Raw genomic sequence first — 17265 nt, 5'->3', positions numbered from 1 at the left:
CAAACATTCATGGTGACTTCCTCAACGACGTAATGAGTGGGAAGCAGTTCTCTTTTTATCGGCAGCACGTTCAAGAAATATAGCACTCTCGGTTGAAATAAACTGGGATTCACTCTCCTGCTATCGATTTCTTGTCAGTGTTTAATGGGTTATCAGCCGCAATTTTTTTCAGAGCAGACCATATCCTTTCACCTGACGGATGAAGTCGCGACTGATATCGGTACGCATAGTAAGCGATTTTCCTGATCAGCGTGGTGTTTTCCATAACCACTAAGGTTCCTTTCACTAGCTCTGAACGAATGGCAAAATCAGGCAACCATGCCACCCCAAATCCATTCATCGCTTGCAGTTTTAGCATGTCTACCATGGAAGAAAGAAAGACTGGCTTAAGGCTCACTTCATGACGCACGGTTTCGGTTTGACGCCCCATGTACGAGGTCGGTGTAAATGCTAACCAAGGCACATCATCCTGCTCGAAACTAAACAAAGGCTTCCCATGTTCGTCCACTGCACACACGGGTAAGAGGTCAGCATGACCCACTTCGATATGTTCATAAGGTGCCAATTTAAGGTGCTCATTATCGAAAGCGAGCAACACGTCGCACTCACCTTCCTGTAGAGCATCAACAGCTTCATCAACATTCATGGCATCGACACTTAGCATAGGCCGTATTTCATCAGAAAACTGCGCCTGTATGAGCTGCGTCAGGTCTAATGCAAGGGAATGTGCAGAGGCAATACGCACAACACTACCGTCGGAATAGTTCAAAGCCGAAATATGGCTGATCCCTTCCACCATTTGGTTAACTAGCGTCCTTGCTGTCACCCTAAATATCCGCCCACTGGCAGTGAGAGCAACAGGGGTTTGACTCCGATCGATCAACTCAGCCCCAATGGCTTGCTCCAACGCTCGAATCCGACGGCTAAATGCAGGCTGAGTAATATTGCGCACCGAGGCCGCTTCCGAGAAATTCCTGACTTCCGCTAGCGCGAGAAAATCTTCCAACCATTTACTTTCAATGTTCATTTGAGTGGCTTCATCCTTGCTGACGAGAGCGTGAAAATACCTACAAAAATATCAACCCAATTATAGATACACACCACCCACCCATACGTAATGTCTAATTCATCACACTTTTGTCGATTATTCATACCGAATCAGCATGAGTGAATCGGAAACGGCATTTTTCACACACTCAATCGCGTTCTATAGTGATCTCAAGGTGAACACCACCACTAGATAGTCAAGATGACAAGGAGAGACATGAACATTCCAGCGCCCTACCTACTTATGCTTGGAGAAAGCAAAGATCCGCTCGCCATCAAAACCGCCCGTGGCATTCACTATTGGCGTCCTGAGAAGTGCATGGGTCAACTGCGTTTGAATGATGAAGTACCGTCTCTCGACCTACCGGATATCGACGTTCAAACCGCCGCAAAAGAAGGAGCAAAAACTCTCGTGCTTGGTATGGCAAACGCTGGTGGTGTGCTTGCTCCACAGTTTGTTCCCTACATCGTCGAAGCGCTTAATGCTGGCATGAACGTGGCGTCAGGGCTTCACCAAAGATTAGATGCTATTCCTGCTATTGCTGAAGCAGCCAAAGCCTCTGGCGCGAGTTTATTCGACCTCCGTCATGCACATGGAACCTTGCCAGTTGGCACGGGTAAGAAGCGTTCTGGTAAACGCCTTTTAACAGTGGGGACCGATTGCTCTGTCGGTAAAATGTTCACCACCTTGGCGCTAGAAAAACAAATGAAGTCGCGTGGACTCTCTGCAGCATTCTGCGCAACGGGTCAAACGGGTATTTTAATTGAAGGTAGCGGCATCGCGGTAGATGCAGTGGTATCCGATTTTATCGCTGGTGCGACCGAAACCTTATCGCCAGCATGTAATACAAACCAATGGCAACTGGTGGAAGGACAAGGCTCGTTATTGAATCCTGCATTTTCAGGCGTGACCTTGGGTCTTTTGCACGGCGCCCAACCTGATGCACTGGTTCTCTGCCACGAAGCGAATCGCGAATACATTCGTCATATGTCGGATATGCCAATTCCAGACGTCGCCGACATTATGGAGTTGGCGGTTAGACTCGCAAAACTGACCAACCCTAATCCTCGCTTCGTTGGCATGGCCATCAATACTTCTGCGCTCTCGGAGGAAGATGCAAAACGTTACTTGGCGGATCTTTCCAGCCAATATGATTTGCCTGCCACCGACCCAGTGAGGTTTGGCGTAGATAACATTGTTGAGCATCTCATCCACGTATTCGAGGAGTGAACAGGATGAATGTTAGTGCAAAGATCGTGACCTACACATTGAAACGCCCATTTACTATCTCTCGCGGTAGTCGTAACACCGCAGAGGTTATACAAGTCACCGTTGAAAAAGATGGCAACATTGGCGTGGGCGAATGCTCGCCAACAGGTCGCTATGGGGAGAGTTTTGACAGCGTGCTCGCTGAAATTGAATCCGTCAACAATACCCAATGTGATCGCACATTGTTGAAATCTCTTCTTCCCCCTGGCGCAGCACGTAACGCAATCGATTGTGCGTTATGGATGCTTGAAGCTGACAATTTCCCTGACAACTTCTCTTTGCCTAATCAGATTCAAACTGCCATGACGGTGTCCATTGCATCACCGGAAGAAATGGCGGAAGAAGCCAAACGCTACGTAGAGCAAGGGGCTACCTTAATCAAGGTCAAGCTCAATGCAGACGAAGTATACCAACGCCTCGCTGCCGTTCGCGCAGTGGCTCCCGATACCACATTGATTGTCGACGCCAACGAAGCGTGGGGAACGCTTGACATTGCTAGCACCCTTCAACAAATCGCACCGCTTAATATCGCAATGGTTGAACAACCTCTGCCTGCCAACGAAGACGACGCATTAAATGACATATCCAGTGCGATCCCACTTTGTGCCGATGAAAGCTGTCACACCGCAGACGATGTACAAGGATTGGTCGGAAAATACCAAATGGTAAACATCAAACTCGACAAAACAGGAGGGCTAACGGCTGCGTTTGAATTGGAACAAGCAGCGCGCGCCGCAGGGCTTCAAATCATGGTGGGATGTATGCTTGGTAGCTCTATTGCGATGCGAGCTGCGCTGCCCGTTGCAGCGACTGCCGTCATGGTCGACTTGGATGGTGCAGTTTTGATCAGTGATGATGTCAAAAATGGCCTCCGCTACAAGCACGGGAATATTGTGCTAGGTTAGAGTCTGTTAAGCTTGGGTGGTTAAATTTCGTTCTACCGAAAAGCGTTTTAGCCGCGGCAATAATCAGAGTGAAATATATTCAACACGTTTCACTCTTTTTTTAACTTAAAATAGATAATGACGCTTAACCCATCAAAATTGCGACAAATTGTTAACAGGCATCTTGACCCATTTAAAACCTCACTCTAATCTAGCGTACATGTGTACGCTGGAATTTTGCGGTATTTAAAATGGAATCTACTCAAGCGAAAAAACCTCCTGTCATCTGGCTAAATGTCACCGTTTTTGCGGTCACCTTCGCCGTAGCAATAATAGGCACTCCACTTTGGGCGTATTATCACGGGTTTGATTGGGCACAAATCACCATGTTTGTTGCCATGTTTACCTTTGCTGGCATGTCTATCACGGCGGGCTATCACAGACTTTGGTCACATAAAACCTTCGAAGCGCATCCTGTGTTAAAAGGTATTTTTGCAATAGGCGGCGCACTCGCGCTGCAAAATAGCATTCTTCACTGGTCATCTGATCACCGCGTTCATCACCGTCATGTCGACGACAACGACACAGACCCCTACTCAGCAAAACGTGGTTTCTGGTATTCGCACATCGGTTGGATGCTTCGTGAATATCAGAAGCATCGTTATTCGGATTACAGCAACTGCCGCGACCTTCAAAAGGATAAAGTTGTTATGTGGCAGCACAAGTATTACTTGCCCCTGGTCCTCGCCACCAACTTCGGTATCCCTATCGCATTCGGATTACTTCACGGCGATATTTGGGGTGCAATTATTCTGATTGGTTTTTTGCGCGTGGTGGCTAGTCACCATACGACGTTTTTCATTAACTCTCTTGCCCACATTTGGGGTTCACAACCATATACGGCTAAGAACACTGCTCGAGACAATGGCATCTTGGCGTTTTTCACCTTTGGTGAGGGTTACCATAACTTCCACCATATTTTTGAGAATGACTACCGAAACGGCATTTACTGGTGGCAGTTCGATCCAACTAAGTGGCTCATCAAATCGGGTAGCTGGCTTGGCCTGACCAAAAAGCTACGTGTGACACCACAAGATCGCATTGAAAAAGCACGAGCAACCATGCTTTTGAAGAACATTCAAGCACGTTTAAGCATGACACCGAACGCAACACAACGCCTTCAGGCCATTGAGCAAGAATACGAAGCGTTAGTTGTTCGTATGAGTGAATATTATGAAGCCAAAAAGCGACTCATCGATATGGGTAAACAGAACCTATTGAAGAAATATGAGGAAGCGATATTGGTACAACAGTTGAAAATCCTTAAAGGGGATTTCATTCAGCAAAAACGCAACTGGCAAATGCTGACCGCCAACTACGCATAGCGCCAAGCGCGCTTTCTTTCGGGGCAGCTTCGGCTGCCCTCGATATCAAACGATGAGTCTGCAATCAAATCGCTAAAAAGCCCGTCATCCCAGAAAAATGAAAAATCCAATCGTCATCTTTAAGACGGCAATAAAATCAGAGAAAATGCCTCTGTAAAGCGATTCTTCGTCAAAACGCTCTCAAACCTAACGCTCGACAAGCCCAATACAGAGGAATAGAATCCGCCTCCCACAGTCCGTGACTAAGTGAGCAGGTCAAAATGCTAAACAAAAAACCGACTCGCATGGATGCAATGAAAAACATTATCGAACAAGTGAAAATGGAGTTGCCACTTTACGAACCAGAGACCTTTGTATGCGGCCCTGATAACAGCTGTATTGGTTGTCCGAAAAAGTTGCTGGAACTGGTAGACTCTGAGCTTTCCTATTGGGAATCTGAGATGTCTCGTGGTATTTCGCCACAGTTTGACGACATCCGACGTTTTGGAAAACTTTGTACCAACGTAAGGCGGGGATTGGTAAGAAACAATATTCTGCCTGCCTAGTAACTGGCTACCTTCTCAATCGCTTCATTCTCAATCGCTATAGTCGAACTAGCTACATCCCAAGAAGCGGCAGTGCTTTTCTCTGTTGGTAGGTAAACGCAACACCAATGCTTGTTCGCAATGCTGCTTCTGGAAAAGTACTACCACAATCAAACTGCAACTGGCGATTGCCAATGTAGTCAAAAGCGTTTGGTAACACCTCTCTAAACGTGTCAACGAGTTTGGTTTGGCAGTGAACAAAAACAGAAATGGAATTTGGTGCTTGCTCTGACCAACCCAATCTCACTGCAGTGCCACCTTTAACCACATAGCTAAGCTCACCCCATTTAAGGCTTTCTTCCACATTTTTGTCTAAGCCGTTCGCTACATCAAAAATCAGTTCACGTATCTCCATTAGTCGCGATCTAATATGAGGAGGGTAACGATTAAACTTCGCTGTAATTTGTGGGGCAGTTCGTTCTGGGGTCATAACATCACGCCTTGTTAAAAAAACGCCCGACATATTGTCAGACGTTTCCGATTATTCCATCATGAAAGACAACAAGATGTCTTCCAGCTCATCCCACGGTAATGGTGTTTTATCAATGAGTTCAACTCGCGACTCCACACCCGTTAAGCTGATCGGGTTTACGGATACCATTTGATTGACGACATTAAATGCGAACATGCCGTCATCCGTATTCATTACAGCCTTAACACGCTCGGCGTTCACATTGGCAAACAGGCCATAGAGTGAATCAAAAGGAAATACTGTGTTGGGTTCAAACACCCAGCCACAACTGACGTATCCCTGCCCTTTATTCTCTTTACGGCGGAATTTCTCTCCTGGCGCAAGTTCAAAAGCTGGCATGTCGTCATCGTCGTGCGAGTGATGGTGAGCAAACTGCGCGTCTCTATCAATACGAGGTAGACCTAACCACTTGGGATCAAGTTGCCCCTGCTCAACGTATCCTGAGGTTTGCTTAGGGATTTCAGAATTGGCAACGTACGCGTCAAAGGCAGCAATATCTGCGGGGGAAGACAAGTCGATCTTGTTAGCGACGACAACATCAGCCAGTGCGAGTTGATCTTGGAAGTTTTGATTTTCCGTATAGCGAACATCGGCGAAATTACGCGCATCAACCAAGGTAATGGTGGCATTCAACTCGATGTAGTTCTCGTAGTGCTCTGAAAGCAACTTACCAATGATGTCTTTTGGATGCCCTAGCCCCGTTGGCTCAATCAGTAAACGATCAGGGTTTTGTGCCAATAGCGCATTGATGCCGATGGCCATTGGTAGACCCGCCACACAACACATGCAGCCGCCCGGTACTTCTTTAACCAACGCGCCTTGCTCACTGAGAAACGCGCCATCAACGCCAACTTCTCCAAACTCATTCACCAATACAGCCCAGTTTTCATCTGCAGGTTTTTGTTTGAGGAGGTTTAAAATCGCCGTGGTTTTCCCAACACCCAGAAAGCCAGTGATGATGTTGGTAGGGACTTGTTTCGTCAGTTTTTCAGCCATTGTTTATATCCATGTACCGAGTACGCGTCTGAGCGCGCTATCAAAATTGCGGGATGGCAGAAGTGTATCAGGCTGTTGAAGGGATGACAGTGGTTTTTAGGCGAAAGACCTTATAACCAAACAACCCCATGCGCTGTGATAAATCGCGTCATGAGGTTGCTTAGCGAGCAGGGTATTAAGAGCGGCATTTCGTACTTTTAGAACTCACACCACATTTAATGACCTGGAATGATTCTTGATAATCTTCATTATGGGGGAAAGCTTCCGCGAGCTTGCGATACTCTTTCAGCGCCTCGCGTTTTCGATTGCTGTTGAACAATGACCACGCCTTTATTTCAATCAATTGAACGTCTTTACCATACGCGGCTTCATACTCTTCAATCTGCACTAAGGTCGTCTCGTATGCTTTGGCATCAAACGCTTTGAATACACGCTTCATGGCGATTTGTTTATCCAATTCTGCACGCGTATCGATGTCGCTGATTTGCGCGGACAACACGGTGGCCTTGTCTGAGAAGCCCATTTTATCTAGCGCCAATACATAGCCATATTGTGTCAGATCCCAGTCAGGATCATTAGGCGCCATAAGATGTAATGCGTTTTCAAATTCAGTCGCTGCAGACACAGGTCTGTTTAAGTCATAGAGCGTCCATCCTTTTAATGCATATTCCGATGCAGACAAAGATTCAATGGCATTCAAGCTCTCTAAACACGCCTCAACCTCTCCCTCACAATTCACCGCATTTCCTTCATCTGAGCCAAAATCGAGTTCCGCTATGGAAGGGTAACTGTCCGCCCATTGAGCCTGCTGCATCAGTAACTCTTCTCTCTCTCCCATTTCTTGTAAGGTCAATAGACGCCCCTCAATGCGCTTCGCACTCGGCCCCGCCCAGCTTATCGAACGCTCAAACCAGTCATTTGCGGCAAATGCATCCCCCATATTTAGGTATTTCCAGCCAATTGCCTCGGCCGCCTTGGCATTTTTTTTGGCAATAACAAGTTCACCAACATGGGCAAGCTCACCTTCAGAGAGCGAGGCTTTGGAGAGCTTACCCAATGCCATATCTTGCTTAATTTGAGCCACGACTTGCCGGTCATACGCCGTTGACTGTTCATAGCGTGAAAGGATGTCTTGCGCCGCGCTCGGTGCTGTCCAGCCCAAAAGTTTCTGCGTGGTACTCAGTTCATGTGTTTCACAGTTATCGAGTATTTTCTGATACTTGGCTTTTGCATTCGTCCCATAACCAGTTTTGCTTTCATTCTTCAGATCCAACCACATCCATTGAATACGATCGCAGTGGATCCAATCCGGGTTTTCCTCAACCAGCGAACTGGCTTGAGTATGCCTTCCCGTGTTTATCATCGACGACAGTGAATCCAGTGACGCGCGATATGAGATTTCATCCTGAAGCGCCTCAGACACCTCTAAATCTGACGTTGCTTCTTGGGCCGTTTTCCAACCCTTATCTTCGAGCATGGTCCAGTACTGCTCTTCATCAATCGCGGTGCTATTTTGTGTCGACACTTCAACCGAGACGCGTTCATCAAAAACCATCACTTCATGATGATCTTTTGCCATCGCTGAAACAGAAAAAATGGCAGAAACCATGAGCAATATTTTCATCTGCAAACCCTCTCATTAAACGCAATATGTGAAAGCAACACTAAGCTGTCTGAATAGTAATCTTTTCCTTTTGGCATCACTGAAATGCCCTTTTTCAACGCCCTTTGGCCATTTGCTAGCGCAACCAATTGACTGATTGCGATGGCACCATCAGGGGGCGGGTAGGAAGCAGATTCCCCGCTTTTCACATCAACCCACGCCGTGTCATTTTGTTTTAGCCACTTCGTGTACTGACGGTTGAATGCATGCTTTCTCCCCCCCCAAACCATGTATAACGGAATGCGATAGCTCGAATAGCTAAACTGGGAAGGAAACCCTTGTGCTGGCTGCCAACCCGCGTTTTGGTACTCGACCCAATCAGACGTCAGCTTACTTTTGCCATACTGGTTTTGACTTAGAATGCGTAACCCACTGTTTGCCAATGTTGACCATTTACGACTGTATCGAACAAAGTCATCCATGGCGGGATACACCCAGTAGCCCGGATTGACGACAGTGCGGTTTTTGAATGTGAACCCCATTGCTCCAGGTAACATGATCACCTCCCCGCCGACAGGACGAAGATGAGAGCTTTGCAGTGCCCGAATAATGTCGCTCGCTTCTTTCGCGTATTGCTTGGATGACCATTTCACAGCAGCGCGATGCAGCGCCCAAGCAATAAGCATGTCACCATCACTTGCATTGTTTCGGTCAGGAATGTGTGGTTTTCGCGGTTGCCATTTCCATGAAAACAGCGGGTCCATGTCTCGTTGAAGATGGGTTTTCGTCCAAGACCAGATGCCGTGGAACGTTTTACGGTCATTGAAGTATGCCGCCATCAACATGCCATAGCCTTGTCCCTCACTGTGTGAAATGTTGTGGTTACCGGTATCGACTACCCGACCATCCTTTGCAATAAAGCTGCTCTTATAAAGCGTCCACATACGTTTATCACTGTCGCATATTGATGGCGACGCGGTACTGTCAACACTGGCGCTCAGCGAAAACAACATCGCAATTGAAAGTAATGGTTTGCTCATTTTCTCGCCTCCAGCGCACGCGATACAAACGCTGACATCCACCAAATGATAAATAACGCCAGGATAGATAGGCCTGCTGGGTAGCCAATAAAAGCTGCTTTAAAAAACTGAGATGTGCTGCTTGAAAACTCGCGTTCGCTCAGCACACCAGCAGGTGCAGAGCTTGACTCACTGCGCATGAAATCATCGAACTTTTCATAGGTCGTTTCGGCAAATTGAATGCGGTACCAGCCTTCTTGATTGGTGTGTTTAATGGTTGCAAGCTCACTTGTCGGTTCAGAAAACATCATGTCAGAGGTATAAAAGTTCTCTTGTTCTGCCTCACCTTTGCCAGCGACAAAGTCAAACAAGTGCGTTTTAAGTCCATCCCAACGTGATACATTCTGGGCTGGCAAAATGTATGGCTCCGCAGCCTCGATATCTGTCAACGAAATGTGGAAAGGACGGCGCTGTTCCGTCTCGCCCGTGATCATCAAGCCCGGCATGGCTTTGTGAGTACGGTGTGAAACATAACTCAATAGGCGCCATAGGTTTGCCAGCTGAACGGGGTCCTTCTTATCGACTGATATTTGTGCTTGTTTACCGCAGTCATCCGCAATGGCGAAAAAATCATGCGCCGATACTTTATGCCCTTCCGTGGGAATGAACTTAACCCAAGAACTCAGCCTTAAGTTCGACTTTTCTGACATGTAGACAGCGAATCGACGATCTTGATTTTGCACATCTACCGGCCCATAGATTTCGACAGATACACGGTTAATACCTGGTGAAAATTTGCGCATCGGGATGTTTAATCGATAGTGTTGAGAATCTCGCCAATAGCTTGAACGCAGTGGAAGGCTGTTTGCGTACTCACCATTCACACGAAGAATCATCGAACCTGCACCGGGTGCCACCCTTGAGTGCGACAGCAATAGATTGATTTTTGCGTTGTCTTCGTCACTAAACAAAATGTTACTCGGCATCACCAAATCCAGCTCTAAAGGGGAATCGGTCAAGTCCGTTTGCTCGGTAAACTCTGACATCAAGTACGTGGCTTCACTTTTTAATGAACGGTCAATGACGTTATCTTCATTGACGACCACCATTGAGCCTCGCTCAGGAAAACGACGCATGTTGTTGGCAAAGACTTTGGCAGCACGTTTCACCTCTCGCTCATTTTTCCCCGAAATGATGAGTAACCATTCATCCCCTTTCGTGCTGTCTCCAATACCTAGGTATGGGCCAGAAACAGCCTTATGTGTTTCTTGATCTACCCAGCCGGCGTTAAGCAGTGCGTCGCTGGTGCCATAAACAATCACAGGGCCAAGACGTCGCTCTCCGTATTTTGACTCCATTCGGTAATCGAACTGATAGTCCTCAGACCCACTTTTCAATGTCCAGCCCTGCACCAAGTAGGCAGCCAAAGATAACGATAGATCAGAGTCAGTTATCGCCGAAATCATGTGAATGGGTGCATCATGGTGCTGGCCACTTCGCATCATCTCCTCAAAGGATGCGAGCGTTTTCTGATTAACAGTGCCACTTTCCTGATAATTCAGTTCATAGAAAGACGCTTTCACATTGATGGTCGTATTCAGCCCAGTAGTATCAATCACCAAGTTTGGATCGTTGGATAGATGCTGAATTCGCAAATTCAGTGACGGGTTTTCTTTCGATAGCAACCCGGCTGGAAACGTGGCTTCTATGTACTGAAACTGATGACGCTGTTTCACCTCGATATTTGCCAGTGAACGGTTGCCCGCAGCCAGCCACAACACCGTACTATCAACAATATTGTTGTTGTAAATCGCGAGAGAAAGACGCACGTTTTCAACCTCTTGCCCATCCAAAATAGAAATGGGAATGGGCATGATCTGGCTTTGCCCACGAAGAACAATGTCTTCCTTCGTATCCATGGCATAAGTCAGTGGAACCTTGACCGTTTTCTCTGCTTGCACCGCACACGCAAATAGAAGAAGAAAAGCGATGATGAACTTATTCATTTTGAAACTCCTTCTTGCCAGAAGCAGATGCCGATTCGATTTTGTTTTTCACGGATGTCGTGAAGACGCGTGTTAAGTTGGAGCAAGCGAGAGAGAAAAGACTCAATGCAGACGACAACACGTCTTGGTTTAAGCTTTCTTCATAGCGACGGCGCTCTTTCCAACGGCTACTTTGTCCATAGGCTTTTGCGTATTGCACCTGCATGTCCGACGCAACATTGCTCTCTAACAAACAGCACACTTGAACGCCTTGGTGACCATGTTTCAGCGCCACTACTCTCATACTGAGCTGCACCATTTGATACATCGGTTTCTTGGTTTTCTTGCTTTTCCCTTTCTCGGTGAAATACGTCACATCCACCATGTCACCACGATGAAAGATGTTTTCTCCTTCATGAAGGGTTAAGCGCGCCCCTTTAATAGAAATATCATTAAGCGTTGCGTTATAGCTTTCACTATCCATTTGAATCATGGCTTTTTCATTCACCAACAGACGCGGTTCGCTGCGGCGCTGTTGCTTCTCTAACATGGCACCAAGACAAAGCACAATGAGCATCAAGTTGAAACTATTAAAGATGATCACAAGAATGAGCTGGCTTTGTTCTGTTGGGAATTGGATGTAACGATAGATCCCCCACGCTTCAGCAAGCACCACCAGCCCGAAAATGAAAGCCATGAAAGGCGTGAGTTTTGAGAAGCACACCTTACGCGTGGTTTCTCCTTTTGGTGTCACCACGAAGTTAGGCTTCTTAGGGTTAAACAACACAGATAACGCCGGCAAACAGAGATAGATGGACAGTGCTGTCTCGTAGAGCTCTGAGAAGAATGCACGCCGTGTTTTCCCAAACAGTCGCTGCGTTATCATCACACTTATCACTAAGTGTGGAACAACAAAGATGAGAAAGTCAGTGGCGTTGCCAACGAAGATCTGTAAATCCAGCAACAGATAAAGCAATGGAGACAACAAGAATGTGGTACGAAATATTGGGAAGAACCAATACAACGTCGAATTGAGGTAGCAGATCCTCTGCCCCATCGTTAAGCCGCGTTTTAGCAATGGGTTGTTGAGCAAGAATATTTGGATCATCCCTTGTGCCCAGCGAGAACGCTGCGTGACATATGCGCCAAACGTGTCTGGCGACAAACCCGCAACCATCGCACGGTTTAAATAGGCACTTTGCCAACCTTTTGCGTGAATATTCAATGCAGTATCTGCATCTTCAGTGATAGTTTTGGTCGAAATACCGCCAACTTCCTCTAGCGCAACACGACGAATAACAGCCGCAGACCCGCAGAAAAAACAGCCATTCCAAAAGTCCATCCCAAGCAAAATTTTGTTATAGAACATCTCGTTTTCGGAAGGAACTTTATCTTCGATGCCCAAGTTACGTTCAACAGGCCCTGGCGTCACGAAGAAATGCGGTGTTTGAACAAAACCCAGTTTTGGTTCTTTTTGGAACATACCAATCGTGTTGAGCAAGAAATCACGTGTCGGTACATGGTCAGCATCCAGAATAAGTACCAAGTCGCCGTCTGTTTTTTTCAGGGCATGATTGATGTTTCCCGCTTTCGCATGTTCATTACGTTCTCGAGTAATGTAGGTTGCCCCTACTTCCTCACAAAAAGCGATTAATGTGTCCGCACGACGTTTGGCTGCTGCAGCTGCATCAACATCTTCATCGCTCAGCTTTTGATCTGTACCGCCATCATCGAGTACGAACACGCGAAACTGTCCCGGATACTCAAGACGCGAAGCAGCAAGTATCGTAGGCTCAACCACATCAATGGGCTCATTGTATGTAGGAATGTAAACATCCACGGTAGGCAGTGGCGCCTCTGCATCAATAGGCACTCGTTTACGTTCATAGGGTTTAACGGTGACAAACATGCCCATCACATAAATCAGGATGCCGTAACACTCAGCAGCAAAGAGCAATAATGCGAACGGTAAATCGAGGCTACTTTCCCAGGGTAACGTTTCGTGAAATCGCCAATAGATATAGCGAAATGAAATAAACGCACCGATGATGAGAATAAAGGTTGTTGCACGCGTTGAAAAATTACGCGACAACAACAAAATCAATAGAAAAGCGCTACCCGCAAGCCAGATGTGGGTGTCAGTTGAAATATTTAGCGTCGCCAACATAAACAGGCAATACAGCGCGCAAAATACCATGAGCAATTTAAAAATTTGCTTCGGTAAGTTAGACGTCATCTTAGAATCCTTCTAATAGAAGTGAGGGTTTTAACTGATTAACCCAAGCAAGATCTTGGTACTCATTCGCAGTGCAATAATGAGTAAATACTGAAAGCCAGAAGTTATCGTTTCGCGTGCTTTGACGAGCAATGACGCAGCGTTCACCGCCTTCCCTCGTCTCCGTCCATTGCTGGTAGGGCCCAATGTCGTTGTACGCGAGTTGCCCATCACTGTTTGGAACAGTGAAAGAGAACATGTTTGGCGGTTGTTTAAGAGGTGACCTGCTGATAATTTGAACAACATAATTTTCACCAGGTAGATAGGTATTATTTTCGAGTTGAGTCCAAAACCACGTTTCACCATTTCGAGACTGTCGGAAACTCTTTACAGTCTCAATACCTTCTAACAGTACGGGTAATTGGTATTCATCAATTTCAGTTGGATCGTAAATTTTTTGCTGTTGCGCTTGTTGAATTAATTGACAGCCTGATAAAGCAACAATCCCGCACATTAACAGTGGTACTGAAGTTATCGATGACATTCGATAATCCCTCCTCATTTAGCCTCTCGTTACTGTCTCAAAAGCAAGAAGCCTGCCACCTATTAAATATATTTTTATGGCATTAAATATCAGCAACTTAAGTGGTTTCGTGTCTAAATAAGGTGGATAAGCCGATTATTAAATGTGATATAAAGCAGGCATTTCTCAAAGTGACTTTGATTTTGAGAAAAAGAAAAAACGCAAAGGTTCATATCGCAAAAAATATACGCATCAAATAAAAATGATAGATATGAAAACTCTTCGATGAATACGTGATCACTGAACAGTAAATAACCAAACAGACCTTTAATGAGTTATTCCTATTGCACTAAATGGTAAATAAGATTGGTGCCTGCTTATCTAGCTGATATTCTAAAAGTGTAAAGGCTAGAAAAGAGCCAACTCTGTATAAAGGAGGAAGTAATGTTAAATCCGAACACTGCCAAAGCGGTGATTGATCATGCGCTGTTCCTTGGTGCAGATTTTGCGGAGCTCTTTGTAGAGCGTCACCATTCAGGCAGCGTGGAAGTGCTGTCCGGCGACGTCGACAAAGTGAACTCTGGTATTGATTTTGGGATTGGTATCCGCCTGTTTTTTGGTCATAAAGTGCTTTATGGCTACACCAACAGTCAGGATGAAGAAAAACTAAAACGCGTCACTACCCTGCTCTGCGCAAAAGATAAACGCGACCAAATCGCCAATGCGGGTGCATTGAATCTGATCATGAATACAGATCGTCACCCAGCGACCATGCCGTTTTCCGTCGATAACCGCGTTGAAGAGAAGATTGCCTTTTTAAAACGTGTCGATGCAAAAGCGCGAGCAGAAAGCGACAAAATTTCTCAGGTAATTGGCCGTATCGCACAACGCGAACAGCACATTGAAATTTTCAACTCCACCGGCTTACACATTCAGGATACCCGTCACTACACGCGTATTGCCTCGTCTGTGGTTGCAACCCTAGGTTCTGAGCAATCAACAGGGTATGAAGCACCAGGCATGTTATCTGGCTGGGAGTTTAACTCCAGCGTCGATCCTGAAGCGCTCGGCGAAATGGCGGCTAAACAAGCACTGATTAAGTTGGGTGCAAGTGCCTGCCCATCGGGTGAAATGCCGGTTGTTATCGGTAATGGCTTCGGTGGCGTTATCTTCCACGAAGCGTGTGGTCACTTGCTTGAAACCACATCTGTAGCGAAAAAAGCCTCAGTCTTCCACGACAAGATGGGTGAGATGATCGCCAACCCTGTTGTGAACGCTGTCGATAATGGCCTCCTAACCAACGAGTGGGGCTCCATCAATATTGATGATGAAGGCATGGAAACCCAGCATACGCAGCTCATCAAAGACGGTAAGTTGACTGGCTTTATGGTTGACCATATGGGCGGTTTGAAAACGGGCTATGAACGCACGGGATCAGGTCGTCGTGAATCTTACAAATATGCACCAACCTCACGCATGCGCAACACCTACATCGAAGCAGGTGACGCTGAGTTTGATGACATGATTGCCGGCATTGAACGCGGTATTTACGCGAAGAAAATGGGCGGCGGTTCTGTACAGCCAGGTACTGGCGAATTCAACTTCGCGGTTCAAGAAGCCTATTTGATTGAAAATGGCAAAGTGACCACACCGCTGAAATCGGCAACGCTGATCAGCACAGGCCCTAAAGTACTGAAAGAAATCAGTATGGTCGGCAAAGACTTTGCGTTGGCTGCGGGTATGTGTGGCTCGGTAAGCGGTTCTGTCCCAACAACCGTGGGTCAAGCAGCGCTTAAGGTCGATAACATTCTTGTGGGAGGTGGCAGCTAATGAGTGAATTGAACAACCTAGAAAATGCCCTTGAGCAAGTATTGGAACTGGCCACCAAACAAGGTGCAACGGCAGATGTTATCGCATCAAGCAGCGAAAGCTTTAGCTTGAAATCTGACCAAGGTGAATTGTCGGAATATAAGGTGACGGCGAGCCAAGTGATTGGTGTACGTGTGATTAAAGATGAGCACGTCGCCATTAGCTATTCTGAATCTTTAGAGCCAGAAAGCCTTGCTCAAATGGTGAACCAAGCGCTAACGAACGCAAGCTACACCAAGAAAGATGCGTTTCAGAAAATCCGCGCTGAAGGTTTAACTCTAAGAACCGAGCAGCCGGAAATCTACCAACAAGACAACGCAACGCCAGAGCAGAAAATTGAACTGGCCTTGTCGCTTGAACGTCAGATCCGCGAAAAGCCACTGGCGAAATCCGCGCCGTACAACGGCTATAGCGAAAACAGCGCTCTTGTTCTGTTGGGCAATACACTCGGTACCCGTTGCTCGCATCAAGAGCGTACCTTTAGTTGCTACACGGCTGCACTGATTGACCATAACGACAAGCAAGCCATGCATGTCGCGGCCTCAATCGCCAGAACGTTTGACGGGTTAACGCCTGACAAAATCATCAACGATGCTTATGAGATGGCAGAAGCCTTGCTGGAAGGTGAGCCCATTGCAACCGGACAGTATTCTGTCATCTTCGAACAAGACTGTTTGAATGATGTATTGGGCGCATTTGGCAGTTGCTTCTCTGGTGAATCCGCTAAACGTGGCACAAACCCTTGGCGTGACAAGATTGGTGAGCAGGTAATGAGTCCGCTACTGACCTTCAAAGATATGGCGTACATGCCAGGTGGTTTTTCCATCAAAGCATTTGACGGCGAAGGTTTTGCAACTTCTGACACACCGCTCATCGAAGAAGGTAAGCTCGTTGGGTTGCTACACAACTCAGCTACAGCCGCGCACTTTGGCGCAGCGCATACCGCCAATGCTGGTCGATCTGCGAAGGGAACACTAAGCGTGTCATCCCGCCACGATGTGATCTCTGCTGGAGCAAGCAGTGAAGCGGAAGTGACAGCGGGCGAATATCTTGAGCTCGTAGAACTGCAAGGTGTTCACTCTGGTGCTGATGCCATTAGTGGTGAGTTCTCATTTGGTGCGAGCGGTTTCTTGTGCAGAGACGGGAAACGCTTGAAGCCCGTTCGTGGTATCACGGTGGCAGGTAACTTCTACACTATGATCAAAGAAGTTGAGGCAGTTGGAAACACAGTCATTCCAAACTACGACGGCTGTTTTTTTGCGCCTTTGATTCGCTTTGCGCGATTGAATGTCGCTGGTAAATAGCTGATTCAGACGCCCCTCTCTGGGGCGTTTTTTCCTTTGATCCATTTCGCATTACGACAATCAACCTTATTCTCAAAGTAACAAAGTGTCCCCCGCCTCTCAGCCAAAA

Annotated in this window: 14 protein-coding genes; 6 read left to right on the top strand and 8 right to left on the bottom strand. The window is 46.7% G+C overall.

The window, feature by feature from the left end:
• Positions 1 to 109 precede the first annotated feature (109 nt).
• Positions 110 to 1027 (bottom strand): LysR substrate-binding domain-containing protein, encoded by a 918-nt coding sequence (locus tag L4D06_RS05840; RefSeq protein ID WP_429738184.1) that lies wholly within the window; start codon positions 1025 to 1027, stop codon positions 110 to 112.
• A 237-nt stretch (positions 1028 to 1264) separates the two neighbouring features.
• On the opposite strand from L4D06_RS05840, the gene dgcN reads away from it, so the two are divergent.
• From dgcN to L4D06_RS05820, 4 genes are all read left to right on the top strand, one after another.
• Positions 1265 to 2278, top strand: coding sequence for an N-acetyltransferase DgcN (gene dgcN / locus L4D06_RS05835; protein ID WP_429738183.1), 1014 nt, complete (start codon positions 1265 to 1267; stop codon positions 2276 to 2278).
• Between the two features lie 5 nt (positions 2279 to 2283).
• Positions 2284 to 3222, top strand: a complete 939-nt coding sequence (locus tag L4D06_RS05830) for an enolase C-terminal domain-like protein (protein ID WP_429738181.1) — start codon at positions 2284 to 2286, stop codon at positions 3220 to 3222.
• A gap of 230 nt (positions 3223 to 3452) precedes the next feature.
• Positions 3453 to 4586 (top strand): fatty acid desaturase, encoded by a 1134-nt coding sequence (locus L4D06_RS05825; protein ID WP_274164035.1) that lies wholly within the window; start codon positions 3453 to 3455, stop codon positions 4584 to 4586.
• A 260-nt stretch (positions 4587 to 4846) separates the two neighbouring features.
• Positions 4847 to 5131, top strand: a complete 285-nt coding sequence (locus L4D06_RS05820) for a hypothetical protein (protein ID WP_429738179.1) — start codon at positions 4847 to 4849, stop codon at positions 5129 to 5131.
• Between the two features lie 52 nt (positions 5132 to 5183).
• Here L4D06_RS05820 and L4D06_RS05815 read toward each other — a convergent pair whose 3' ends face one another.
• From L4D06_RS05815 to L4D06_RS05785, 7 genes are all read right to left on the bottom strand, one after another.
• Positions 5184 to 5525, bottom strand: coding sequence for a DUF1801 domain-containing protein (locus tag L4D06_RS05815; protein WP_429738178.1), 342 nt, complete (start codon positions 5523 to 5525; stop codon positions 5184 to 5186).
• A 126-nt stretch (positions 5526 to 5651) separates the two neighbouring features.
• Positions 5652 to 6638 carry a CobW family GTP-binding protein gene (locus L4D06_RS05810; protein ID WP_429738176.1) on the bottom strand — a complete coding sequence of 329 codons (987 nt, stop codon included), beginning with the start codon at positions 6636 to 6638 and terminating at the stop codon, positions 5652 to 5654.
• Between the two features lie 175 nt (positions 6639 to 6813).
• Positions 6814 to 8262 (bottom strand): hypothetical protein, encoded by a 1449-nt coding sequence (locus tag L4D06_RS05805; protein WP_429738174.1) that lies wholly within the window; start codon positions 8260 to 8262, stop codon positions 6814 to 6816.
• Complete coding sequence (locus L4D06_RS05800; protein ID WP_429738172.1) at positions 8259 to 9281, bottom strand: family 8 glycosyl hydrolase; 1023 nt, start codon at positions 9279 to 9281, stop codon at positions 8259 to 8261. The genes L4D06_RS05805 and L4D06_RS05800 overlap by 4 nt, the downstream gene beginning before the upstream one ends.
• Positions 9278 to 11266, bottom strand: coding sequence for a cellulose biosynthesis cyclic di-GMP-binding regulatory protein BcsB (locus L4D06_RS05795; RefSeq protein WP_429738171.1), 1989 nt, complete (start codon positions 11264 to 11266; stop codon positions 9278 to 9280). Before L4D06_RS05795 ends, L4D06_RS05800 begins: the two co-directional genes overlap by 4 nt.
• Positions 11259 to 13481 carry a UDP-forming cellulose synthase catalytic subunit gene (gene bcsA / locus L4D06_RS05790; RefSeq protein WP_429738169.1) on the bottom strand — a complete coding sequence of 741 codons (2223 nt, stop codon included), beginning with the start codon at positions 13479 to 13481 and terminating at the stop codon, positions 11259 to 11261. The genes L4D06_RS05795 and bcsA overlap by 8 nt, the downstream gene beginning before the upstream one ends.
• A 1-nt stretch (position 13482) precedes the next feature.
• The gene (locus L4D06_RS05785; RefSeq protein WP_429738167.1) at positions 13483 to 14004 is read right to left on the bottom strand and encodes a hypothetical protein; all 522 of its coding nucleotides are present in this window, start codon (positions 14002 to 14004) and stop codon (positions 13483 to 13485) included.
• A gap of 423 nt (positions 14005 to 14427) precedes the next feature.
• On the opposite strand from L4D06_RS05785, the gene L4D06_RS05780 reads away from it, so the two are divergent.
• Positions 14428 to 15813 carry a TldD/PmbA family protein gene (locus L4D06_RS05780; protein WP_102319416.1) on the top strand — a complete coding sequence of 462 codons (1386 nt, stop codon included), beginning with the start codon at positions 14428 to 14430 and terminating at the stop codon, positions 15811 to 15813.
• The gene (locus L4D06_RS05775; RefSeq protein WP_429738165.1) at positions 15813 to 17156 is read left to right on the top strand and encodes a TldD/PmbA family protein; all 1344 of its coding nucleotides are present in this window, start codon (positions 15813 to 15815) and stop codon (positions 17154 to 17156) included. The genes L4D06_RS05780 and L4D06_RS05775 overlap by 1 nt, the downstream gene beginning before the upstream one ends.
• Positions 17157 to 17265: the final 109 nt, after the last annotated feature.

This window comes from Enterovibrio makurazakiensis, assembly GCF_050336585.1.
In the GTDB taxonomy this organism is placed as follows: Bacteria; Pseudomonadota; Gammaproteobacteria; order Enterobacterales; family Vibrionaceae; genus Enterovibrio; species Enterovibrio gelatinilyticus.
This window is presented reverse-complemented; position numbering and strand designations above follow the sequence as displayed.